The 20,364-nt window shown below is 72.2% G+C and carries 22 protein-coding genes and 1 pseudogene; 13 read left to right on the top strand and 10 right to left on the bottom strand.

From position 1 onward, the window contains the following. Window positions 1–35: 35 nt before the first annotated feature. From ACIQ7M_RS23290 to ACIQ7M_RS23275, 4 genes are all read left to right on the top strand, one after another. Window positions 36–1,661, top strand: a complete 1,626-nt coding sequence (locus ACIQ7M_RS23290; RefSeq protein WP_403647363.1) for an MFS transporter — start codon at window positions 36–38, stop codon at window positions 1,659–1,661. A 178-nt stretch (window positions 1,662–1,839) separates the two neighbouring features. Next, window positions 1,840–2,037 (top strand): hypothetical protein, encoded by a 198-nt coding sequence (locus ACIQ7M_RS23285; protein ID WP_403647360.1) that lies wholly within the window; start codon window positions 1,840–1,842, stop codon window positions 2,035–2,037. 143 nt (window positions 2,038–2,180) lie between these two features. Then, window positions 2,181–2,843 (top strand): HdeD family acid-resistance protein, encoded by a 663-nt coding sequence (locus ACIQ7M_RS23280; RefSeq protein ID WP_386979969.1) that lies wholly within the window; start codon window positions 2,181–2,183, stop codon window positions 2,841–2,843. Between the two features lie 203 nt (window positions 2,844–3,046). Then, window positions 3,047–4,825: a phospholipid carrier-dependent glycosyltransferase gene (locus ACIQ7M_RS23275; RefSeq protein ID WP_403647356.1), complete on the top strand. Its 1,779-nt coding sequence runs from the start codon at window positions 3,047–3,049 to the stop codon at window positions 4,823–4,825. Between the two features lie 204 nt (window positions 4,826–5,029). On the opposite strand, the gene ACIQ7M_RS23270 is transcribed toward ACIQ7M_RS23275, so the two are convergent. The 3 genes and pseudogenes from ACIQ7M_RS23270 to ACIQ7M_RS23260 form a co-directional block, all read right to left on the bottom strand. Then, window positions 5,030–5,761: a ferritin-like domain-containing protein gene (locus tag ACIQ7M_RS23270; protein WP_403647353.1), complete on the bottom strand. Its 732-nt coding sequence runs from the start codon at window positions 5,759–5,761 to the stop codon at window positions 5,030–5,032. 91 nt (window positions 5,762–5,852) lie between these two features. Then, window positions 5,853–6,079, bottom strand: a pseudogene (locus ACIQ7M_RS23265) (flavoprotein); the annotation flags it as partial. A 9-nt stretch (window positions 6,080–6,088) separates the two neighbouring features. Continuing rightward, window positions 6,089–6,547 (bottom strand): nuclear transport factor 2 family protein, encoded by a 459-nt coding sequence (locus tag ACIQ7M_RS23260; RefSeq protein WP_403647350.1) that lies wholly within the window; start codon window positions 6,545–6,547, stop codon window positions 6,089–6,091. A 127-nt stretch (window positions 6,548–6,674) separates the two neighbouring features. On the opposite strand from ACIQ7M_RS23260, the gene ACIQ7M_RS23255 reads away from it, so the two are divergent. Next, entirely contained in the window at window positions 6,675–7,280 is a 606-nt protein-coding gene (locus ACIQ7M_RS23255) for a TetR/AcrR family transcriptional regulator (RefSeq protein ID WP_403647347.1), read from the top strand. 15 nt (window positions 7,281–7,295) lie between these two features. Here ACIQ7M_RS23255 and ACIQ7M_RS23250 read toward each other — a convergent pair whose 3' ends face one another. Both ACIQ7M_RS23250 and ACIQ7M_RS23245 read right to left on the bottom strand, forming a co-directional pair. Beyond that, window positions 7,296–7,508 (bottom strand): ferredoxin, encoded by a 213-nt coding sequence (locus tag ACIQ7M_RS23250; protein WP_403647344.1) that lies wholly within the window; start codon window positions 7,506–7,508, stop codon window positions 7,296–7,298. Between the two features lie 8 nt (window positions 7,509–7,516). Next, on the bottom strand, window positions 7,517–8,719 hold the full coding sequence (locus tag ACIQ7M_RS23245; protein WP_403647341.1) for a cytochrome P450: 1,203 nt from the start codon (window positions 8,717–8,719) through the stop codon (window positions 7,517–7,519). A gap of 518 nt (window positions 8,720–9,237) precedes the next feature. Between ACIQ7M_RS23245 and ACIQ7M_RS23240 the strand changes: the two genes are divergently transcribed. Both ACIQ7M_RS23240 and ACIQ7M_RS23235 read left to right on the top strand, forming a co-directional pair. Then, window positions 9,238–9,870 (top strand): LysE family transporter, encoded by a 633-nt coding sequence (locus ACIQ7M_RS23240; protein ID WP_403647338.1) that lies wholly within the window; start codon window positions 9,238–9,240, stop codon window positions 9,868–9,870. Window positions 9,871–10,045: 175 nt separating this feature from the next. Beyond that, entirely contained in the window at window positions 10,046–10,489 is a 444-nt protein-coding gene (locus tag ACIQ7M_RS23235; RefSeq protein WP_389840019.1) for a nitroreductase family deazaflavin-dependent oxidoreductase, read from the top strand. 67 nt (window positions 10,490–10,556) lie between these two features. Here the strand turns inward: ACIQ7M_RS23235 and ACIQ7M_RS23230 are convergent, their stop codons facing one another. Further along, window positions 10,557–11,576, bottom strand: coding sequence for a cation diffusion facilitator family transporter (locus tag ACIQ7M_RS23230; protein WP_403647334.1), 1,020 nt, complete (start codon window positions 11,574–11,576; stop codon window positions 10,557–10,559). A gap of 336 nt (window positions 11,577–11,912) precedes the next feature. Between ACIQ7M_RS23230 and ACIQ7M_RS23225 the strand changes: the two genes are divergently transcribed. Beyond that, entirely contained in the window at window positions 11,913–12,185 is a 273-nt protein-coding gene (locus tag ACIQ7M_RS23225) for a DUF4235 domain-containing protein (RefSeq protein WP_386980082.1), read from the top strand. A gap of 31 nt (window positions 12,186–12,216) precedes the next feature. Here ACIQ7M_RS23225 and ACIQ7M_RS23220 read toward each other — a convergent pair whose 3' ends face one another. Next, window positions 12,217–12,678, bottom strand: a complete 462-nt coding sequence (locus ACIQ7M_RS23220; protein WP_386979993.1) for a pyridoxamine 5'-phosphate oxidase family protein — start codon at window positions 12,676–12,678, stop codon at window positions 12,217–12,219. 91 nt (window positions 12,679–12,769) lie between these two features. Then, window positions 12,770–13,534: a TetR/AcrR family transcriptional regulator gene (locus ACIQ7M_RS23215; RefSeq protein ID WP_403647331.1), complete on the bottom strand. Its 765-nt coding sequence runs from the start codon at window positions 13,532–13,534 to the stop codon at window positions 12,770–12,772. Window positions 13,535–13,728: 194 nt separating this feature from the next. Between ACIQ7M_RS23215 and ACIQ7M_RS23210 the strand changes: the two genes are divergently transcribed. The 5 genes from ACIQ7M_RS23210 to ACIQ7M_RS23190 all read left to right on the top strand — a co-directional run bounded on the left by ACIQ7M_RS23210 (window position 13,729) and on the right by ACIQ7M_RS23190 (window position 18,275). Then, a complete protein-coding gene (locus ACIQ7M_RS23210) occupies window positions 13,729–15,222 on the top strand; it encodes an APC family permease (RefSeq protein WP_403647328.1) in 1,494 nt (497 codons plus the stop codon). A gap of 33 nt (window positions 15,223–15,255) precedes the next feature. Beyond that, window positions 15,256–16,887 (top strand): amidohydrolase, encoded by a 1,632-nt coding sequence (locus ACIQ7M_RS23205; protein ID WP_403647325.1) that lies wholly within the window; start codon window positions 15,256–15,258, stop codon window positions 16,885–16,887. Between the two features lie 89 nt (window positions 16,888–16,976). Next, window positions 16,977–17,339, top strand: coding sequence for a DUF1304 domain-containing protein (locus ACIQ7M_RS23200; RefSeq protein WP_403647322.1), 363 nt, complete (start codon window positions 16,977–16,979; stop codon window positions 17,337–17,339). After that, entirely contained in the window at window positions 17,336–17,890 is a 555-nt protein-coding gene (locus ACIQ7M_RS23195) for a TetR/AcrR family transcriptional regulator (RefSeq protein WP_386980011.1), read from the top strand. Before ACIQ7M_RS23200 ends, ACIQ7M_RS23195 begins: the two co-directional genes overlap by 4 nt. A 148-nt stretch (window positions 17,891–18,038) precedes the next feature. Beyond that, on the top strand, window positions 18,039–18,275 hold the full coding sequence (locus ACIQ7M_RS23190) for a hypothetical protein (RefSeq protein ID WP_403647318.1): 237 nt from the start codon (window positions 18,039–18,041) through the stop codon (window positions 18,273–18,275). 48 nt (window positions 18,276–18,323) lie between these two features. Here ACIQ7M_RS23190 and ACIQ7M_RS23185 read toward each other — a convergent pair whose 3' ends face one another. Further along, entirely contained in the window at window positions 18,324–19,172 is an 849-nt protein-coding gene (locus tag ACIQ7M_RS23185) for a hypothetical protein (protein ID WP_386980017.1), read from the bottom strand. A 133-nt stretch (window positions 19,173–19,305) separates the two neighbouring features. Continuing rightward, on the bottom strand, window positions 19,306–20,319 hold the full coding sequence (locus tag ACIQ7M_RS23180; RefSeq protein WP_403647315.1) for a GlxA family transcriptional regulator: 1,014 nt from the start codon (window positions 20,317–20,319) through the stop codon (window positions 19,306–19,308). Window positions 20,320–20,364 lie beyond the last annotated feature (45 nt).

The raw sequence follows: 20,364 nt of genomic DNA, 5'->3' as shown, positions 1-20,364 counted from the left end.
CGGCCTCGCGGGCCGAATCGATGAGGTGGTCACCGGTGAAACACTGGCACGCTCTGGCCGTCCTCGGGACGGCCCAGTTCCTGATGGTCCTGGACACGTCCGTCATGAACGTGTCCATCAGCCAGCTCGTGGAGGACTTCGACACCGAGGTCACCGCCATCCAGGCCGTCATCACCCTCTACGCGCTGGTCATGGCCGCTTTCATGGCCACCGGCGGACGGCTCGGCGACATCCTCGGACGCCGTCGGCTGTTCCTCGTCGGGCTCGTCGTCTACGGCGTGGGGTCGGCCCTGACCGCGGTGGCCCCCACGCTGTGGATGCTCGCGCTCGGCTGGTCGGTGATCGAGGGGCTCGGGGCCGCGCTGGTGCTGCCGGCCATGGCGGCCCTGGTGGCGGAGTCCTACAGAGGGCGGGACCGTGCCGTCGCCTACGGGGTCATCGGCGGGCTGGCCGGCGCCGGTATCGCGGTCGGACCGCTGCTGGGCGGCTGGGTGACGACGTACCTCACCTGGCGGCTGGTCTTCGCGGGCGAGGTCGTGGTCGTGGTGGCGATGCTGTGCTTCCGCCGGGCGATCCCCGAGAAGCCGCGGCCCGAGTCCCGCCCCCGGCTGGACGGCGTCGGCGCCTTCCTGTCGGCGGCCGGACTCGGCCTGGGCGTGCTGGGCGTCCTCCAGAGCGGCACCTGGGGGTGGGTGCAGCCCCGCAACCCGCCCTTCACCGTCCTCGGTTTCGCCCCGACGCTGTTCGTCGTCTCCGCCGGGGTGCTCGTCCTCGCGGCCTTCGCGAGGTGGGAGCGCCGCCGGGAGGCCCAGGGCACCGATCCGCTGATCCATCTGTCGCTGCTGCACCGGCTGCCGCTGCGCTCCGGGCTGCTGACGCTGGTCAGCCAGAACCTCATCCTGCTGGGGCTGTTCTTCGCCATCCCGCTGTATCTCCAGGTGGTGCAGGGATTCGACGCGTTCCAGACGGGGCTGCGGCTGCTCCCGGTGTCCGTCACGATGCTGGCGGCCTCCGTGCTGGCCTCCAGGCTGGGGCGGGTGATGGGGCCGCGCCGTGTGGTCAGGCTGGCCCTGCTGACGCTGCTCGGAGCCATCACCTGGCTGCTGGCGACCATCCAACCGGTCATCGACGACGCCCAGTTCGCCGGGGCCATGGCCCTGCTGGGCGTCGGCATGGGGCTGCTCGCCTCCCAGCTCGGCAACGTGGTGCAGTCCAGCGCCGGCGAGGAGGAGCGCAGCGAGGTCGGCGGGCTCCAGTTCACCGCCCAGAACCTGGGCTCCGCGCTCGGTACGGCGCTGATCGGGTCGATCCTCGTCGGCGCCCTGGCGCAGGCCTTCCTCACCCAGGTGGCGGACCATCCGGACCTGTCGCAGGAGACACGCGAGAAGACCGGCGTCGCGCTGGAGGCGGGCATCAGCTTCGTCCCCACCGACCAGGTGCGTTCGGCGGCCGAACAGGCCGGGCTGCCGCCGGCCGAGGTCGACGCCGTCACGGACTCCTACGCGACGGCGCAGCTCAACGGCTTGAAGGCGGCGATCCTCGCGGCCGGGGGCATCACGCTGGCGAGCTTCCTGGTCACGACGCATCTGCCGACCGGACGAACGGGCCGAGGGAAGGAACCCGGTACGGGCGGCTCGGCCGTTCCCCTCGAACAGGCGTGACCGCGCGGGGCTCGCACGGGCAGGGACGCGCGTGGCCCGGACGGGCGTGACCGCGCGAGGCGGCGCCCGGTCCCAGGTTCACCTCCTGCGGGTGAGGGCGGGCGGGGCGGGGCGGCGGATGATCGTGGGGAAGGGTGCCGACCGCCCGCCCCAGGCCGCCCGCCGGGGGGAGCCCCGCATGCAGTACGAGATCCGCGTCGAGGGACATCTGTCGGAGACGCTTACCGAGGCGTTCCCGGAGATGGACCACGTGCTGATCTCGGGTCAGACCATCCTGTTCGGACCCGTCGTCGACGAGGCGCATCTGTACGGGCTCCTGGCCCGCTGCCGGTCGCTCGGCCTGCGGGTCGTGGAGATGCGCCAACTGCCGGGGTGACCGCGAGGATCACCCGCCGGGGGTGAGCCGCCGGGGCCTGGCGCACGGGACCGTGGACGGCGGGAATCCACCCACCGTCCCGTCGGCGGTCCACGACCGGTCCCCTCGACCGCGTGATCCGCTCGACCGCGTGAGGAGGAACCATGACGGAATCGCATGGTTCGGCACCGCACACCGGGCCGGAGCCCGGGCCCGGCCGCCCGGCTTCCGCGCCCCCGGGCGACCCCGTGGTGCTGCTGGACCGAGTCGGCGCCTCCTGGACCTGGCTCCTCGGCTCGGCCGTCGCGACGCTGATCCCCGGCATCCTGGTCCTGGTCTGGCCGGAGGAGACCCTGCACGTCCTCGCGGTTCTCCTCGGCCTCTACCTGCTGGTCATCGGCGGGTTCCGGTTCGTGTCCGTGTTCGGCCACCGGGAGCAGGGCAACCGGTTCGCCACACTGCTGATCGCGGTGCTCTACGTGCTGGCCGGCGTCCTGTGTCTGCGCAACCCGATGCAGACCATCGCCGCGCTCTCGCTGATCCTCGGCGTCGTCTGGCTCGTGTCCGGTGTGCTGACCGCGTACACCGCCCTCTCCTCCAGGGACCTGCCGCACCGCGGCTTCGTCCTCTGCGGGGCGGCGATCGGCGTCATCGCGGGCATCGTCGTCCTGGCGCTGCCGACCGAGTCGGCCCGTGCCCTGACCCGGCTGCTCGGTCTGTGGATGGTGCTGATCGGCCTGGTCGAACTCGCGATCGCCTTCGCCTGGCGGGCCGCCCTGCGCCGGGCCGTGGCCGTCGCGCCGCGCGACCCGGCCTCGCCCTACTGAGGAGGGACACCGACGAAAGGGCCGAGCCCCCGGCCCCGCGCACATCGCCGCCCGCGGCTCCCGGAGTCGCGCGGAACGCCGGGCATACTCGTGACTGCCCTGCCCGGGCGCCGGCCGGATGATCCGGCCGGCGCCTCGGCGCGTACCCGAATCCGTGGGCCGCCCGATGAGCAGGCTCGTACGGAGCGGACGTACCAAAGGGCATGCCGACATTTCTGGCCAGCAGGCACGACGAGCGCGTGCCGGTGAACAGCGCGACGGCGCCGCGCGCGCTCCTCGGGCGGCTGCGGCGGCACAGACGCGCCGCGTTCGTGGTGGCCGTGGCCCTGCTGCTGGTCCAGATGGCCGTCGCCATGGTCAGCACGGCCGTCGAGCAGACCCCGACGATCGACGAGCCCGTGTACGTGGGCACCGCCACGGTCTACGTCCAGCAGCACGACCTGCGCTACAACCCCGAGCATCCGCCGCTGGGCAAACTGATCATCGGGACCGGGCTGTTGTTCGCGCACCCGCACCTCGACCCCGCGTTCACGGGCGACCAGACCGAGCTCGGGCGGCACGTGCTGTACGAGTCCGGCAACGATCCCTGGCGGGTGATGCTGTGGGCGCGGTTGCCGGTGATCGTCGTGACGCTGCTGTCCGGGCTGGTCGTCCTCGCGTTCGCCCGTGAACTCGCGGGCCGTACGGGCGCGCTGGTGGCCCTCGCGCTCTACGCCTTCTCGCCCGACGTGATCGCGCACGGCTCGCTGGCCACGCTCGACGTGCCGGCGTCGGGCTTCCTGCTGACGTCGGTGTGGCTCGTGTGGCGGGCCAGGCGCCGGCCGTTCCTGTACCTGCCGCTCTCGGCCGCCGCGCTCGGCGCGGCGGTGGCGACCAAGATGAGCATGCTGCCGGCCGTACCGGTGGTGCTGCTCCTCGCGGTGGTGTCCGTGTGGCACGCCGGCCACGCCGACCCGGGCACGGCACCGACGGGCGACGCGCGGGCGAGGGCCCGGCTGCTCGGACTCGCCGCAGCGGCCGTCGCCGGAATGACCCTGGTGGCCCTCGCCGTGGTGTGGGCGACCTATCTGGCCGTCGATCCCCGGCTGCGCTGGACGGCACCCTCGGACCTCCCGGCCGTGCACGGACTGCACGCGCTGCTCGTGAACCATCTGCCCCTGCCGCGGCCCTACCGGGACGGGATGCAGGTCCAGTTCCGCTTCGAGAACGCCACCTGGCGGGGCTTCCTCTTCGGCCGGCCCTATCACGGGTCTCTCTGGTACTACCTGCCGGCGGCGCTGCTGGTGAAGACCCCGCTCGGCATGACGGCGCTCTGGACGGCCGGTTCGCTCACCCTCCTGGCCGTACGCCGACTGCGCCCCGCGGCCCCGTACCTCCTGGTCCCCCCGGCGCTGCTGCTGGTCTCGGCGATGACCGGCTCCCGCGATGTCGGCGTGCGTTACGTCCTGTTCGTGCCGGTGTTCCTCGCGATCGCGGCGGGTTGTGCCGTCGCGGTGCGCGGGCACCGCCCGGAGGCGGCCGGCCTGCCGGCGTGGGCGGAAGCGGTGCGCCGACGGTGGCCGAGCCGGGCGCGGACCGGGACGGCGGCGCTGGTCCTGTTCGTGGCCGTCAGCTCACTGCTGACGTACCCGTACTACCTGCCGTACTCGAACGAGGCGTTCGGCGGCACGGCGAGGACCTATCTGCGGCTGCACGACTCGAACGTCGACTGGGGCCAGGACCTCGGCCGCCTCGCCGACCGGCTGAAGGGGCGCTACCCGCACGAGAAGGTGTGGCTCGTCTACAAGGGCGCCGGCGTACCGTCCGCCTACGGCATCCACGCGACCGACCCCCGCACGGTACCCATGTCCCGGGTGCACGGTCTGCTGGTCGTCTCCGACAGCGCGATCGACGGGGCCCACACCCGGCTGAAGAAGCTGCTGGCGACGAGCAGGCCAATCGAGGAGGTCGGCCATTCCATGACCGTCTTCCGGAGGGCTTGAGCGAAGGCACAGTTGGCGAAGTGCGTGCCGAAACCAGGCGACGCCGAGGAACGGAGTCAGCACCGCCACCTCGATCGTGCCGCGCGTTCCCCTTGTACGACGGCCGGGAACGTACAACAGCCCGACACTCGCGCCACCGTGTACGGGTCGGCGGGAGTCGGGGAGTGCGGTTCGGGGGCGAAGCGGCTTGTCACCGGCCTGCCGTCAGGACTCACTCGTCCACGCGTCGGGGCGTGGCACCAGCACCGCCGAGACCACCGCGTGGGACGAGGTCATGACGTCGGCGACGAACCGCAGGCGTCCGATCCCGAGTCGGCGCAGTGCCGGACCGTGGTCGACGGCGACGACGAGCGAGACCGCGAGCAGGAGAAGTCGCCACAGGGTCATCACCGGGCGACGCACCGCGCGGGGCAGGTCCGCCAGGGAGGCGTGCAGTCGCTCGCAGTGGAACGGGACGTGGCGCCGCTCATCGGACAGGATGCGCGCCGCCACATCCGTGGTGAGCGCGTCGTCGGTGCCATCGCGCAGCACCCGGTAATAGCGCAGAGCCACTACTTCCGCGATCATCAGCACCAACAGTTCCATGCGCAGGCCCATGAGACGCCGCAGCCGCACGAAGGCCGCGTCGCTCCAGTGGCCGTTCAGCGTCGGTACGTCCCCGGCTGCCAGCAGCCGGGCGAGCAGTCGGGCGTGGTTCTGCTCCTCGGCGACGAAGAGACGGACCGCCTGCCCGTAGTCGGCGTCGCCGGCCTGGTCCGCCTTGCCGACGAGGTTGGCACCGTCACCGTCCTCGCCGACCTGGAAACGCTGGATGCCGGCCCACACCGCCCGATGAAGCGTCGCGCCCTGCCCCCAGTCCGGATCACCTTGGGCACGCCTGCGCTCACGTTCGTCCTCGAAGTGCTTTGTCCACTTGGCGAAGCCACCCGTTTGCACTCCGTTTCCCCTCCCTGGAACACAGCCAACGTTCCTCAGAGAGAGACGACGCGGCCGAACAGCAAACCGTTCCCCTTCGATCAGACGCCCCTCACGCCTGGGGTGTCAGCAGGTCCAGCACGTGTTCCCAGCGGAACTCCCCTGGCCCGCAGCCCTGTTGGCCTTCCCCGCCATACGGATCTCCGAAACGACGCCCATGTCGCGGAGCCGCTCGACACCGGCCCGACAGGCGGGGTGGGCCGCCAACGCCTCGTTCACGCACGGTAGTACGGCGATCGGGACGCCGAGTCCGCAGGCCCCGCACAATGCTCCGAGTGCGAACTCTGGCTAGCGGAGCGGGAAGCCCTGTCCGTGTTCCGACTCGGGGCGCGGGCCGAAGATCCGGCGCTCCGTCTCCTCGATCGGCACGTCGTTGATGGAGGCCTCGCGCCTCGTCATCAGACCGTGCTCGTCGAACTCCCACAGTTCATTGCCGTACGAGCGCCACCACCGGCCGTCGGCGTCCCGTGACTCGTACTGGAAGCGGACCGCGATGCGGTTGCCGTCGAAGGCCCACAGATCCTTGCGCAGGGCGTAGTCGCGTTCCCGGGCCCACTTGCCGGTGAGCAGCTCGACGATCCCGGCGCGGCCGGTGACGAAGGTGTCCCGGTTGCGCCAGACCGAGTCCTCGGAATAGGCGAGCGAGACCTTGTGCGGATCGCGGGTGTTCCAGGCGTCCTCCGCGGCCTGGACCTTCTGGAGCGCGGTCTCACGGGTGAAGGGCGGCAGGGGTGGGCGGTCGGCCATGAGGACTCCTGGGTGCGAGCGAAAGCGATGGAGAGCGGTCGCCCTCCAGAGTGACAGAGAACGCACGTTCTCTCTTTCTGGACGCTAAGGTAGAGAACGAACGTTCTCAGGTCAAGGAGCCCGCCACATGGACAGCACGACCGCCCGGGATCAGGCGGCCCCCTCACCCGCCCGAGTACAGGCCCTCGCGCTCGCCCGTGAGCAGGCCCTCGACGCCGCGGAGCGGCTGTTCTACGGCCGGGGCGTCCAGGCCGTGGGGATGGACGACATCCGCGGCGCATCGGAGGTCTCGCTCAAGCGGCTCTACCAGCTCTTCCCGGCGAAGGAACACCTGGTGGAGGCTTATCTGGAGCGGCGCGACGTCCGCTGGCGGGCTCGGCTGGCGGAGCACGTCGACGGCGTGCGGGAACCCGAGCGGAGAGTGCTGGCCGTCTTCGACTGGCTGGAACTGTGGTTCGCCGAGCCGGACTTCCGCGGCTGCGCCTGGATCAACGCGTACGGCGAACTCGGCGCCACGTCGGAGCGGGTGGCCGCGCGGGCCCGTACGCACAAGGCGGCGTTCCGGGCCTATCTGGCCGGGCTGGTCGGCGCGGCGGGGCGCCCCGCCGCGCTCGCCGACCACCTCTTCCTCCTCGCCGAGGGCGCCATGGTCACGGCGGGCATCGACGGGAGCACCGAACCCGCCGCCCAGGCGCGCGCCGCTGCCCAACTCCTTCTGGAAGCGGGGCAATAGGGCCGGACCGCGGGGTCAGGCGGTCTGCGCCGTCACCGTGATGGCGCCGACCGGGCAGGCCCGTACCGCCTCCCGCAGCATCGGGTCGCCGCCGCCTTCCGGCCGGTCCGGGAGCAGCGCGCTGAAGCCGTCGTCGTCCTGGGTGAAGACGCCCGGAGCGGCGAGGGCGCACTGTCCGGCGCCGATGCAGACGTCCTTGTCGATCGTGATGCCGACGCCCGCGCCCATGCCGCTCCTCACCACGTCACGGGGAGTTCCAGCATCCCCTGGATCGTGTCTCCGGGCTTGAACGCGACGGCGTCGGCGGGGACCGCGAGCCGCAGGCCGGGGAAACGGTCGAAGAGGGTGCGCAGCGCGATCTCCATCTCGGCCCGCGCGAGGTTCTGGCCGAGGCACTGGTGGATGCCGAATCCGAACGCCACGTGGTGCCGGGCCGAGCGGTGCCAGTCGAGGGTGTCGGGCGCGGGGAAGGCCAGTTCGTCGCGGTTGACGACGGAGGTGGAGAAGACCACGCCCTCGCCCGCGCGGATCGTGGCACCGGCGACCTCGATGTCCCGCACCGCGACCCGCAGGAGCCCGTCCGCGATGGACAGGAACCGGAGCAGCTCTTCCGCGGCCGCGGGCATCAGAGCCGGCTCCGCCCGCAGTTCCGCGAGCTGTTCCGGATGGTCGAGCAGGGTGAGGGTGCCCAGCGAGATCATGTTCGCCGTCGTCTCGTGCCCGGCGACGAGCAGGATGGTCGCGAGGGAGATCAGCTCCTCCCGGTCCACGTTTCCCTCGCGGAGCTGATCGCGGATGAGCTCGTCGAGGAGTCCCTCCCCGGGGTCCTTCTCCTTGCGGTCGATCAACGAGCCGAAGTAGGCGTCCAGTTGATCGCGGGCCTCCTGGATGTCGGCGGCGGCCGGGCCGCGCAGCAGCCGGCGGGACCACTCCTCGAAGAAGTCGTGGTCACCGTACGGCACTCCGAGGAGGGCGCAGATCACCATGGAGGGCACGGGAAGCGCGAAGTCCCTCACCAGCTCGGCGGGCGGGCCCTGTTGCTCCATACGGTCGAGGAGCCGGTCGACGGTCTCCTGGATCCGGGGGCGCAGCGCGGCGGTCCTCTTGAGGGTGAAACTCGGTACCAGCATGCGCCGTTGGACGCGGTGCTCGGGGTCGTCGACACCGAGCAGCGCGATCCGGCGGTCGCGCGCAGACGCGAACCGCTCGGTGAGCGCCGGGAAGGCGGGCCGTGTGCGGTCCGTGGACAGCCGTGTGTCGGCGAGGAGTTCACGGGCGACGCCGTGCCCGGTGACCACCCAGACGGCACGCCCGTCGAACAGGGAGACGCGCGAGAGCGGACGGCCCTCACGCAAGGGCGCGTAGGCGGCGGGCGGGTGATAGGGGCACGTACGGTCCTGCGGAAAGCGGACCGGAGGCGCCGGCTCGGTTGCCGCCACCGGGGGCGGCTCGGTCGCCGTGCGCCCGGACGTGGCCGGCGGCCGGGCCACCGGGCTCTCGGATGCCGGACTCCGGAGAGCCGCGCCCTCGGACACCGGGGGCGGGAGTGACGGGGGCCGGGTCAGGGGGGACGGGGGCTGGGTCAGGGGGGTTTCTGTCATGAGTGACCTCGCAAGCGACGGTTCCCTCTTGCCGATCTTCATTAGATGCCCCAGGCATCTATGCGGCCACGCGAAGTTCGGCCAGATGAGCCGCTCGCGCGATCTGGCCGAAGCGCGGTGGGCGCGGTTCCGGTTCCCCCGGCTTTCCCGCCCCGCCGGCCCACCCGCCTGTCCGGCCCTGGCTCGAAGTCCTCGGGACACCCTTCCGAAAAGGGGTTGCGCGGCCGCTTCCGGTGGCCCGAACATCTGCCCATGTCCACGATCGAAGCCTTCCTGCCGCCGACCTCCGCCACCGTCCGTCCGGTGCGGGTCCAGCAGCAGCCCGGCCGACCGCGAAGGCCCGAGCTTCCCCGGTCGTGACCGCCGCGCTCGTCGCGGGGCTTCTCGCGGGCTATGGCATCGCCATGCCCGTCGGAGCGGTCGCGACCTACCTCGTCTCCCTCACCGCTCGTACCTCCCTGCGGATCGGCGCCTCGGCGGCGCTCGGTGTCGCGACGGCCGACGGGCTGTACGCCCTGGTCGCCGCTCTCGGGGGCACGGCGCTCGCCGCGGCGCTCCAGCCGGTGATGCTCCCGCTGAGCCGGGCCTCCGCGCTGGTCCTCGCCGCGCTGGCGGTCCACGGCGCGATCGGCGCGGTCCGCCGGTACCGCGGGCGCCGGCTCCCCGAGCGGACCGGGCAGGACCCCCCGCGCCCCGTCCGCGCCTACGTGGCCCTGCTGGGCATCACCCTGCTCAACCCCACCACCGTCGTCTACTTCGCCGCGCTGGTGCTCGGCAGCCGCACGGCCGAGGCGGTACGCCCGCTGGAGCAGGGGGTGTTCGTGCTCGCCGCGTTCGCCGCGTCCGCGAGCTGGCAGCTCCTGATCGCCGGGGGCGGCGCCCTGCTGGGCCGGACCCTCACGAGCCACCGGGGACGGCTCGTGACAGGGCTCGCGTCGAGCGGCGTGATCATGCTGTTGGCCGTACGCGTCCTGGTGGCCTCGTCATGAAGTCACGGGCCCGGGCCCGGTGCGACCCCCCGTACACCCCACCGGGGGATCGGCCCGGCGCGGGGAGCCACGCAGGCCGCGCGGTACGGAAGATTCGCGTGCGCGCTGGTGTTGAATCGTGCCGAGACACGACCAGCGAGACACGACCAGTCGATGCGACGATGGGACGGAAGTCATGCCACTTGAGGGCGAGTACGAGCCCAGCCCCACGCAGTGGGTCCGGGACCAGGTGGAGTTGTACGAGAGTTCCGGTGGCACCAAGGGAACGACCCTGATGGACACCGGCCTGCCCGTCATCATCCTCACGACACGCGGCGCGAAGAGCGGCAAGATCCGCAAGACCCCGCTGATGCGCGTCGAGCACGACGGCCGGTACGCCGTGGTCGCCTCCCTCGGCGGCGCTCCCAAGCACCCCGTCTGGTACCACAACGTCACCTCGGACCCCCGCGTCGAGCTCCAGGACGGGGCCGAGCGCAAGGAGTTCAGGGCCCGGGAGATCACCGGCGAGGAGAAGGACCAGTGGTGGGAGCGCGCGGTCGCCGCGTATCCCCCGTACGCCGACTACCAGGAGAAGACCGACCGGGTGATCCCCGTCTTCGTGCTGGAGCCGGTCGGCTGACCGAGACGCGCCCAGGATTCCCGCGGCGCCGGTGTGCATGAACCGGAGCACGCCGGGCACCCGGCTGTCAGGCCCCGCCGCGTTCCCCCGTCGCGGCGGGGCTTCCTGGTGCGGTGGCGCTTCCCGATGCGGCGGGGCCTTCCGCGCGGGCAGGGTCTCCGGCGGCCGCCCTCGTCGCACGGCCCCCGTCTTCCGCCCCGGCACCGCGCCTGGCCGATCGGGCGGCTCCGGCGTCGGTCACGTCGAGGAAGATCTGGTCGGCCTCGGGGAACGTGTGGGCGACCGAGCGCTTGATACGGACGGCGACCTCCTCGACCTCCTCGCTGTCGAGCCCGGGGACCAGGTCGATCCGGGCGGCCACCAGGGTCGAGTCGAGACCGAGTTCCATGGTCAGCAGCGCCTCGACGCTGTCGATCTCGGGCTGTGCCTTCAGCAGTTCGCGGATCCGGCCGCTCTGCTCCTCGTCGACAGCCCGGCCGATGAGCTGCTCGCGGGCGTCGCTGCCGAGCCAGAAGGCGATGCACACGAGCAGCAGTCCGATGGCGAAGGAGGCGGAGGCCTCCCACACGACATTGCCCGTGATCATGTGGAGCACCATGCCGACGATCGCGAAGCTCACCCCCAGGACCGCGGTGCCGTCCTCGGCGACGACCGTCCGCAGGGCCGGGTCGCGCATGCCGTCGCCGCCCTTGCCGCGGATCTGGAAGAGAGCCCGCAGAAGCGAGGCGCCTTCCGCGAGCAGGGCCACGCCGAGCACCGCGAGCCCGGTCATGTAACCGCTGAAGGATTCCTCGGCTCCGTTGCGGAGCGCCTCGAAGCCCTGGAAGAAGGAGAAGCAGCCGCCCATGACGAAGATGCCGACGGCCGCGAGCAGCGACCAGAAGAACCGTTCCTTGCCGTAGCCGAACGGATGCCGCCGGTCGGGTGGCCGGCGGCTGCGGCGCAGCGCCGCCAGCAGGAACACCTCGTTCATGCTGTCCGCCACGGAGTGCGCGGCCTCCGAGAGGAGCGCGGGGGATCCCGAGATCAGGCCGCCCACCGCCTTGGCCACGGCGATCAGCAGGTTGGCGCCCAGTGCCACGAGCACGGTGACCTTGGTCCTGGCGTCCGAGTCACCCGCACCATCCGGGCCGTTCTGGCCGTCCGACCCGGCCTCCGTCCGTCGGAGCCCTTGCCCCGGCCGCTGCCGTCGTGTCGACGGGGCGCGATCCGTCGGTTGCGTCGTCTCTTCACCACTCACACCGGCCGGTTTCCCTCGGGTCTCCACCTCACACCGTGCCGGCCGGGACAATCGGAGCAAGGGGTACGAGGGCGGCACCTTGGGCACCCGTACCCGGTGGCAGGAGGCCCGCGCAGGTCGGCGGGCCCGTAGGCGGAGAAGGAGTCCCGGGTGTCCAAGAAGCAGAAGAAGCTCAAACTGCCCATGGCGTACAAGCCGATCGGCTTCGTCCTGAGCTGGGCCGGAGGCGCGGTCGCCGGACTCGCCTTCCAGAAGACCTGGATGGCGATACGTCACGAGGAGGACGCTCCCGACGCCCTGGACAAGGACCGCGGCTGGGGCGAGGTCCTGCTGGCGGCCGCCCTCCAGGGCGCGATCTTCGCGGTCGTCCGCAGCGCGGTGGACCGCTCGGGCGCGAAGGCGATCGAACGGTCCACGGGCGTCTGGCCCTCCCCCACCAAGTCCGGGCGCGACTGACCGGCACCCACGCGGCACGGGCCCGGCGGCGTCAGTCGGCGGACAGCCACGCGCCGTCGCGCATGAGGTCGCGGCCGGAGAGCTCGTCGGCCTCGCGCCAGGCCTGGACCCGTACGGGAGTGACGCTGAAGTACAGATAGTGCGTGGCGAGTCCGCGGGGGTCGAAGCCGGTCCTGGCGGCGAACGCGTCACCGGCCCCCTCCGGCAGTTCACCGGCCTCCAGGGTCCGGACCGTGCCGTCGATCATCACCACGTCCCGTGTCGGCCCGAGGCCGAGACGCACGGTGCCGGTCGCCCGCAGGTTGCGGCCCGTCGGGCTGGCGGCGGGGGTGGCCAGCAGGACGGTCGTCCCGTCCCAGAGGTAGGACAGCGGTACCAGATACGGCGTTCCCCCGGCGCCGTCGGCGGTGGACACCCAGACATCGACGTCGGTCTCCAGCCGGTCGAGCGTGTCCTGCTTGCGCTGCTTGCGGGTGCGGGCGGGCGGGTTCATCTGCGGACGGCCTCCTGGTCGACGGCGTACGGACGGCGCATCCGCGCCGGGAGCGGGCAGCGCCCCCGCACGGATGACGGCGGAGCGGGCCTCAGTGTGACGGGCCGGGCCCCTCCGGAACGGGTCCCGGCGCGGAATCGCCCGCGGTGAGCTCCGCGAGCCGGGCCGCGGCGGCGCTCAGCAGCAGGTCGAGCGCCGTCGGATAGGAACTGTGCCGCATGTCGAGCACGAGGTGGCGGGCCGTCGCCGCGATGTTCGGGTGGCTGTCGGCGGGCAGCCGGGCGTACGTCGCCCGCCACACGCCGGCCTCGGCGTCGCGGGCGGCGGACGGCAGGGCGACACTCGCGGCGTCCAGGGCCGCGAACGCGAGCGCCTGGTCGACGAAGGCGTGGTAGATCCGTACGGCGTCGGGATCCGGGAATCCGGCGCCGCGGAGCACCCCGAGGATCCGCTCCACCGCCTGGATCTCGTGGACCCGGCCGGTCACCCGGTAGGAGCTGAGCACGGCGGCCTGCGGATGGGCGAGGGACCCGGTGTGCATGCGCAGGCCGAGGTCCCTGAGGTCGGCGCGCCAGTTCCCCGTGGGGTGCCAGGCGCGCAGCGTACGGCCGATGAGCTGGTCGGCGATGGCGAGCAGCAGATCGTCCGTGTCGCGGAAGTACCGGTACAGGGCGCTGGGGTCGGCGCCGAGGGCGAGGCCGAGGCGCCGGACGGTGAGGGCGTCGGCGCCGTGCTCCTTGAGCAGCCGCAGGGCGGTCTCGACGATCAGTTCCTCGGAGAGGACGACGCCGGTCTTGGTGGGGCGTCTGCGCCGCCGGGCGGCGGGCGGGACGACGCGGTCGTTCGTGGACGTCATGGTGTCTCCCTCCGGTGCGGTGCGCGGTCTCTCGGTGTGGTGCGCGGTCTCCGGTGTGAGGCGCGGTCTCGCCGGTGCGGTCCTTCTCCGGTGCGGGCACCTTATGTCAACGCCGTTGACCTGTTAAGGCCCCGGGCAGTTTCATTTCCGCTCATCGGGCCGGAATCAGGCCCCGGGTGCGATCGGAGCAGGCCATGACGCAGAAGCCGTACGGTGTGGATCCCCCGTCCTTGCGCAAGACCCTCGGTGTGCTGGACGGTGTCGCCATCGCCGCCTCCAGCACGGCGGCGACCACCAGCATCGGGATCGGCCTCGGGGTGACGGCGGGGGTGGTCGGGCTGCATCTGCCCGCGATCATGCTGCTGGCCTTCGTGCCGATCCTGGGGATCGCCGGCGCCTTCTCCCGGCTGAACAAGGTCGAGCCGAACGCGGGCAACGGCTATGTGTGGGTGGGCCGTTCGCTCAGTCCCTGGCTGGGTTTCCTGGTCGGCTGGGTGAGCATCGTGGCCACCGTGGCGTTCCTCGCGTACACCACGGCGGTGACCGGTTCGGCGATGATCCAGCTCGCCGGCCAGGCGGGTCTGCACAACGTGGCGGGGCTGGCCCTCGATCCGGGCTCGACCGCCCAGACCACGGCCGTGGGTGTCGGGGTCCTCGTCGCCGTCACCCTCACCGCGGTGACCGGCGTCAAGACGGCCGCGCGGCTCCAGTCCGGACTGCTGGTCTTCGAGTACGTCGTCCTGCTGGGCTTCTGCGGATACGGCATCGTGACCGGTCCGCACCCCTTCAGCCTGAGCTGGTTCGACCCGTTCCAGATCCCGTCGGCGACGGCGCTGGCGCAGGGTCTGCTGCTGTCGGTGTTCTGTTACTGGGGCTTCGAGGCGGCGTTCACCGTGAACGAGGAGGTGCGCGATCCACGGGACGCCTCGCGGGCCGGGACCATCACGCTGGTGACGATGCTGGGGCTGTTCCTGCTCGGTTCGGTGGCCTTCCAGCGGGTGCTGTCCGAGGACGAGCTGGCCGGGCACGGCGCCGAGGGACTGGCCTTCCTCGGGAACCGGCTCGCCGACCAGCCGCTGGCCGCGCTGCCCCTGGTGGCGCTGATGTTCTCGGCGGTGGCCTCGCTGCAGGCCGGGGTGATCCCGACGGCGCGCGGGATGTTCGCGATGAGCCGGGACCGTACGCTCGGGCCCGTGTGGTCCAAGGTCAGCGCCCGGTACGGCACTCCGGCGAGGGGCACGCTGCTCATCGGCGCGATGGCCGTGGTCGTCGCCACGCTCTCCCTGGTGATCCCCCGGCTCGCCGACATGATCATGGCGACGGTCAACGCCGTCGGGATCGTCGTGGCGCTGTCGTACGCGCTCATCGCCCTCGCGGCGGCCGCCCGGTTCCGCGGGCTGCTGCGCGAGAACCTGTGGGACGGGATACGCGCGGTCGTCCTGCCGACCCTGAGCGCCGTGGCGCTGCTCGGCCTGGGCGGTTATCTCGCCTGGTCCTTCTACGACTCGGCCGATCATTTCGAGGTCAGCGCGGACAACGGCTGGTTCCTGCTGCTCACCCCGACCCTCATGATCGTGTCGGGCTTCGTGGCCGGCGCGTGGGCCAAGTGGGGCCGCAAGTCGGCCTACTTCACCACCGGACGGGGCACCGACGCCGACGCGCCCGAACTCCTGGCGACCACCGGCTGAACCTCTCGGCCACTCCGACAAGGAAACGGAACCATGCACGCTGACCTTCTCTTCACCGGCGGCCCGGTGTTCACCCCCGAGGGCCGCGCCGCGACCGCGGTGGCCGTGACCGGCGATCGGATCACCGCCGTCGGGAACGCCGAGGTCCACGACCTGGCGGGACCGGGCACCGAGGTCGTCGACCTGGCCGGGCGGCTCCTGCTGCCCGGGTTCCAGGACGCGCACGTCCACCCGCTCCCCGCGGGCCTGGAACTCTCCCAGTGCGATCTCACCGGCGCGAGGACCGCCGAGGACACCCTGGCCGCCGTCCGCGCGTACGCCGAGGCCCACCCCGAGCGGGAGTGGATCACGGGCGGCGGCTGGTCCATGGAGGCCTTCTCGGGCGGCACGCCCACGAAGGAGCTCCTGGACGCGGTCGTACCGGACCGGCCGGTGTATCTGCCGAACCGGGACCATCACGGCGCCTGGGTGAACAGCCGCGCCCTCGAACTCGCCGGTGTCACCCGGGACACACCCGACCCCGCCGACGGACGCTTCGAGCGGGACGCCTCGGGCGAGCCCACCGGCATGCTGCAGGAAGGGGCCATGCAGTCGGTCGGCAGGCTCACTCCCCCGGCCACGCCGGCCGACCGACTGGCCGCGCTGCTGCACGCCCAGCGGCATCTGCACGCGCTGGGCATCACCGCCTGGCAGGACGCGATCGTCGGCACCTTCCTCGGCATGGAGGATCCGTCGGAGGCGTACACGACGGCGGCCCGCGACGGTTCGCTGACCGCGCGGGTGGTCGGCGCCCTGTGGTGGGACCGCGCCCGCGGTGCCGAGCAGATCCCCGAACTCGTCGAGCGGCGGGCCGCGTTGGCGCACGGCAGGTTCCGGGCCACCAGCGTGAAAATGATGCTGGACGGGGTCGCGGAGAACGGCACCGCCGCGCTCCTCGACCCCTACCTCGACAAGTGCGGCTGCGCCACGGCGAACCGGGGCAAGAGCTTCATCGACCCGGACCATCTGCCCGCGTACGTGACCGAGTTGGACGCGCTCGGATTCCAGTGCCACTTCCACGCGCTCGGCGACGGCGCCGTACGCCACGCCCTGGACGCCGTGGAGGCGGCGCGGAAGGCGAACGGGCCGAGCGACACCCGGCCGCATCTGGCGCATCTCCAGGTCGTGCACCCCGACGACGTCCCCCGCTTCGCCGCGCTCGGCGCCACGGCGAACATCCAGCCGCTGTGGGCCGCCCACGAACCGCAGATGGACGAGCTGACCATCCCCTTCCTCGGGCCCGAACGGGCCTCCTGGCAGTACCCGTTCGGATCGCTGCTGCGCTCCGGCGCGCGGCTGGCGGCGGGCAGCGACTGGCCGGTCAGCAGCCCCGACCCGCTCCAGGGCATCCATGTCGCGGTCAACCGGGTGAGCCCGGACGCGCCGGGGCCGGTTTTCCTGCCGGCCGAACGCATCGATCTGACGGCCGCGTTGACGGCGTACACCGCGGGAACGGCGTACGCGAACCACCTCGACGACACCGGGACCGTACGGGCGGGCGCCCTCGCGGATCTCGTCGTCCTGGACCGCGACCCCTTCGCGGGACCGCCGGAGGCCATCAAGGAGACCGGTGTCGCGCTCACCTACGTCGGAGGGGAGCGCGTGTACGCGGCACCGGACGCCTGAGCCGCCCTGGCCGTCACTTCTTGGACAGTCGTCCAGCTATAGTGGACACCTGTCCAAGAAGTGACGAGACGAATCGGAGCCCGCCGACGATGGAAACGGCCGCGAACGTACTGGTGGGCCTGGTGGCCGCGCTGCACGCGTACATCCTGGTGCTGGAGATGTTCCTGTGGGAGAAGAAGCCGGGGCGGGGGCTCCACGGATTCGACGGGCCGATGGCCCGGGCGACCGCCCCGCTCGCCGCGAACCAAGGTCTCTACAACGGATTCCTCGCCGCGGGACTGGTGTGGGGACTGATCGCGGCGGACCCGACCGGGCATGACGCACAGGTCTTCTTCCTGTGCTGTGTCGTGGTCGCGGGTGTGTACGGAGCGGTCACCGCGAACCGCCGCATCCTCTTCGCCCAGGCGCTGCCGGGGGCGCTCGCCCTGGCCGCCGTCCTGCTCGCCGGATGACGACCGACGACCCGCGCGCCGCCCGGACCCGCGCGAAACTGCGACAGGCGTTGCTGGAGGAGTGCGCCGAACACCCGCTGGAGGAGACCGGTGTCGCCGCGCTGGTGCGGCGGGCCGGGGTCGGCCGGGCCACCTTCTACGTGCACTACGCCGACCTGGAGGCGCTGGCGGTCGACGCGTGCGCCGACGTCGTCCGGGAGGCCGTGGAGGCGCTGCACGCCTGGCGCGGCCGGCCCGACCCGGTGTCGGCGCCCCCCGCGCTGCGCGCCTTCTTCACCGGACTCGCCCCGCACGCCGGTCTCTACCGCGCGCTGCTGAGCCCGGGCGGCGGCGGCCCGCTGGGCCTCGTGCTCCACCGCGACCTGCGGGCCCGCAGCCTGGCCGAACGCACCCTGGCCGGTGCGCCGGACGCGCCCCTCGTCGCCTCCGCGGTGGCCGCCACCTTCGCTGGCGTCCTCGGCGACTGGCTGCACGGCCTGCTGGAGGGCACCCCGGACACCGTCGCGGACGAGGTCTGGCAGCTTCTGGTCGCCCTGCACGCGAGCAGATGAGTCACGCGGGGGCGACACCACACCCGGCCGGGCTCACCGACCGGCAAGCAGGACGGTCACTTCCGTCGGCCGCCCACCGACGGCATCCGGATGAGCCCGGACAGGTGACGGGGCGATACCTGGCGACACCTGCCGTCGTTGCCGGTACATGAAAAGGATCATGATGCTGGCTGTGCTGCCCGCTGCCGCCCTGGCTCTGGCCGCTCCCGTCGCGCACGCCGACAACGACTCGAACTTCGGCAGCGGCGTGAACGCCGCCAACAACTGGAACTTCAGCGCCGCTTCCGTGTGCTTTCAAGAACTCGCGGTCGTGCCGGTGGGCGGGGCACGGGTGGGTGACGCCTTGAACCACTGCGTGAACGGCAACGTGCTGAACCACCTCTGACCATCCCTGGCGGTCCGAACCCACGCCCGGGCGCGCGCCGGCGGCGTCTCACTTGCAGCCGAAGCGTGAGGCCGTCGCCGGCCACGCCTCCACCCCGTCCGAGGTCTTGACGTACGCCGTGGCCCTGTCCGGCGTCAGCCAGAGCCGCCGGTCGCCGTAGCGGTAGCCGGTGTCCCGCGCGTCGGCGGGCATGCGGACGTCTCCCTCGTAGGCGGCGGTGAGGGCCTCGGCCGGAAGGACTCCGCGCGGATCGCGCGCGTACTGGCGTCCGTACCGGCCCAGGTCGAGGAAGTGCGCGCTCTGCCAGTCGCAGTGCTCGGCACCCGCCGCGCTGGACACCTCGGTGGTCGGCACGCGGCGGCCGTCCCGGTCCGTCCAGATCTCGTATCCGTGCGCCTTCGTCCAGCTCGCCGGGAACTCGGAGGGATCGCAGGACGCGCTGGTCTCCGGGCCCCAGCCCGGGCGCCGTGGCTGGTCCTTCGCGACGACGACGGCGACCTTGGTCCTGCCTCCGACGTCGTACGAGAACAGGACGCGGTCCCCTTCGACGCGCTCCACCCGGTAGCCCTGGTCCGGCAGTTCGGGCTGATACATGTCGAAGTACGCCCGCAGCCCGCCCTCGGGCGTCGACCCGCCGTCGCGCTTGCTCCATCCGTCGCCCGCGTCACCCGCCCGGATCGCGCCGTCGCACTCCAGGGCCCGGCCCGCCGCCCCCGAACTCTGCTCCGCGTCCCCGTCGTCCTCCACCGTGTACGGAAGGTCCAGCGGCCCGGCGTACGGGGCGGAGGGCGCGGTGCCGGTCACCACCACCCCCTCGTGCCCGTCCCCGCCGCACCCCGCCGCCGCGAACCCCACCAGCGCCACCACCGCGGCCACGATCCCGCTGCGCGTCCCCACCACAGTTCCTCCACCCGTCGCTCGTGCTCCTACGACGCCGGGGTGCGGAGGTTCGTTCGACGGGCCGGAGGGCGAAGACGCGCGAGCGATCGCCGAGGGGGCGCGTGGCCCCGTACGGACGGCCTCGCGGGGGTCAGCGTGTGGTCTGGAAGGTACGGCGGTAGGTCTGCGGCGAGACGCCGATCGTCGCCTGGAGGTGCTGGCGCAGCGAGGCACCCGTCGCGAAGCCGACCTCGCCCGCGACGCGGTCCACCGGGAGATCGCTGGCCTCCAGCAGATGGCGGGCCCGGGAGAGCCGCTGCTGGATGAGCCAGCGGCCGGGACTGAGGCCCACCTCGTCGTTGAAGCGGCGGGCGAAGGTGCGCAGACTCATGCCGGCGTGGGCGGCGAGATCGGTCAGGGTCAGCGGATCGCCGAGGCGCGCGAGCGCCCAGTCGCGGGTGGCGGCGGTGCTCGCCGTCGACGGTTCGGGCACGGGCTGTTCGATGAACTGGGCCTGACCGCCCTCGCGCAGCGGCGGGACGACACAGCGCCGGGCCACCTTGTTGGCCAGTTCGCTGCCGTGGTCACGGCGGACGATGTGCAGGCAGATGTCGATGCCGGACGCGGCGCCGGCGGAGGTGAGGATGTCGCCGTCGTCCACGAACAGGACGTCCGGGTCCAGGTCGACCCGCGGGTACAGCCGCCGGAACTCGTCGGCCACGTGCCAGTGCGTGGTGGCCGGGCGTCCGTCCAGCAGACCGGCGGCGGCCAGCACGAACGCGCCCGTGCAGATCGAGACGATGCGCGTGCCCGGCCGGATGTGCGCGAGGGCCGCGGCGACCTCGTCGGGACGGCCGATGGGGAGCGCGGCCGGAGTGACGGCGGCGATCACCACCGTGTCCGCCGTCCGCAGGACCTCCGGACCGTGGCCGACGGTGATGGAGAAATCGGCGTCGGTACGGACGGGACCTCCGTCGAGCGTGCAGGTCACCACCTCGTAACGGCCGTCCGCCGCGCCGAGGATCCGGCTGGGCATCCCCAGCTCGAAGGGGTAGACGCCGTCCAGCGCCAGGACGGCGACCCGCTCCACGCGCTCCGCCGGCTCCCCTCGCCCCCCGCACCCCTGCCGCTCCGCCCGCTCCGCGTTCCGCGTCGTTTCCCTCATGGCACGATCTTATCGAAGGTTGGCAATCATGCCATTTCCTGCCGG

Source organism: Streptomyces sp. NPDC096324 (genome assembly GCF_044763015.1).
Lineage (GTDB): Bacteria > Actinomycetota > Actinomycetes > Streptomycetales > Streptomycetaceae > Streptomyces.
The sequence above is the reverse complement of the archived record's forward strand: the minus strand, read 5'-3'. Positions and strand labels throughout refer to the sequence as shown.

Coding starts and splice junctions, on each gene's coding strand:
- ACIQ7M_RS23285 (WP_403647360.1), top strand. CDS start 1,840: ATGCAGTACGAGATCCGCGTCGAGGGACATCTGTCGGAGACGCTTACC.
- ACIQ7M_RS23280 (WP_386979969.1), top strand. CDS start 2,181: ATGACGGAATCGCATGGTTCGGCACCGCACACCGGGCCGGAGCCCGGG.
- ACIQ7M_RS23275 (WP_403647356.1), top strand. CDS start 3,047: ATGCCGACATTTCTGGCCAGCAGGCACGACGAGCGCGTGCCGGTGAAC.
- ACIQ7M_RS23260 (WP_403647350.1), bottom strand. CDS start 6,547: ATGGCCGACCGCCCACCCCTGCCGCCCTTCACCCGTGAGACCGCGCTC.
- ACIQ7M_RS23255 (WP_403647347.1), top strand. CDS start 6,675: ATGGACAGCACGACCGCCCGGGATCAGGCGGCCCCCTCACCCGCCCGA.
- ACIQ7M_RS23250 (WP_403647344.1), bottom strand. CDS start 7,508: ATGGGCGCGGGCGTCGGCATCACGATCGACAAGGACGTCTGCATCGGC.
- ACIQ7M_RS23235 (WP_389840019.1), top strand. CDS start 10,046: ATGCCACTTGAGGGCGAGTACGAGCCCAGCCCCACGCAGTGGGTCCGG.
- ACIQ7M_RS23225 (WP_386980082.1), top strand. CDS start 11,913: ATGGCGTACAAGCCGATCGGCTTCGTCCTGAGCTGGGCCGGAGGCGCG.
- ACIQ7M_RS23220 (WP_386979993.1), bottom strand. CDS start 12,678: ATGAACCCGCCCGCCCGCACCCGCAAGCAGCGCAAGCAGGACACGCTC.
- ACIQ7M_RS23215 (WP_403647331.1), bottom strand. CDS start 13,534: ATGACGTCCACGAACGACCGCGTCGTCCCGCCCGCCGCCCGGCGGCGC.
- ACIQ7M_RS23210 (WP_403647328.1), top strand. CDS start 13,729: ATGACGCAGAAGCCGTACGGTGTGGATCCCCCGTCCTTGCGCAAGACC.
- ACIQ7M_RS23205 (WP_403647325.1), top strand. CDS start 15,256: ATGCACGCTGACCTTCTCTTCACCGGCGGCCCGGTGTTCACCCCCGAG.
- ACIQ7M_RS23200 (WP_403647322.1), top strand. CDS start 16,977: ATGGAAACGGCCGCGAACGTACTGGTGGGCCTGGTGGCCGCGCTGCAC.
- ACIQ7M_RS23195 (WP_386980011.1), top strand. CDS start 17,336: ATGACGACCGACGACCCGCGCGCCGCCCGGACCCGCGCGAAACTGCGA.
- ACIQ7M_RS23190 (WP_403647318.1), top strand. CDS start 18,039: ATGAAAAGGATCATGATGCTGGCTGTGCTGCCCGCTGCCGCCCTGGCT.
- ACIQ7M_RS23180 (WP_403647315.1), bottom strand. CDS start 20,319: ATGAGGGAAACGACGCGGAACGCGGAGCGGGCGGAGCGGCAGGGGTGC.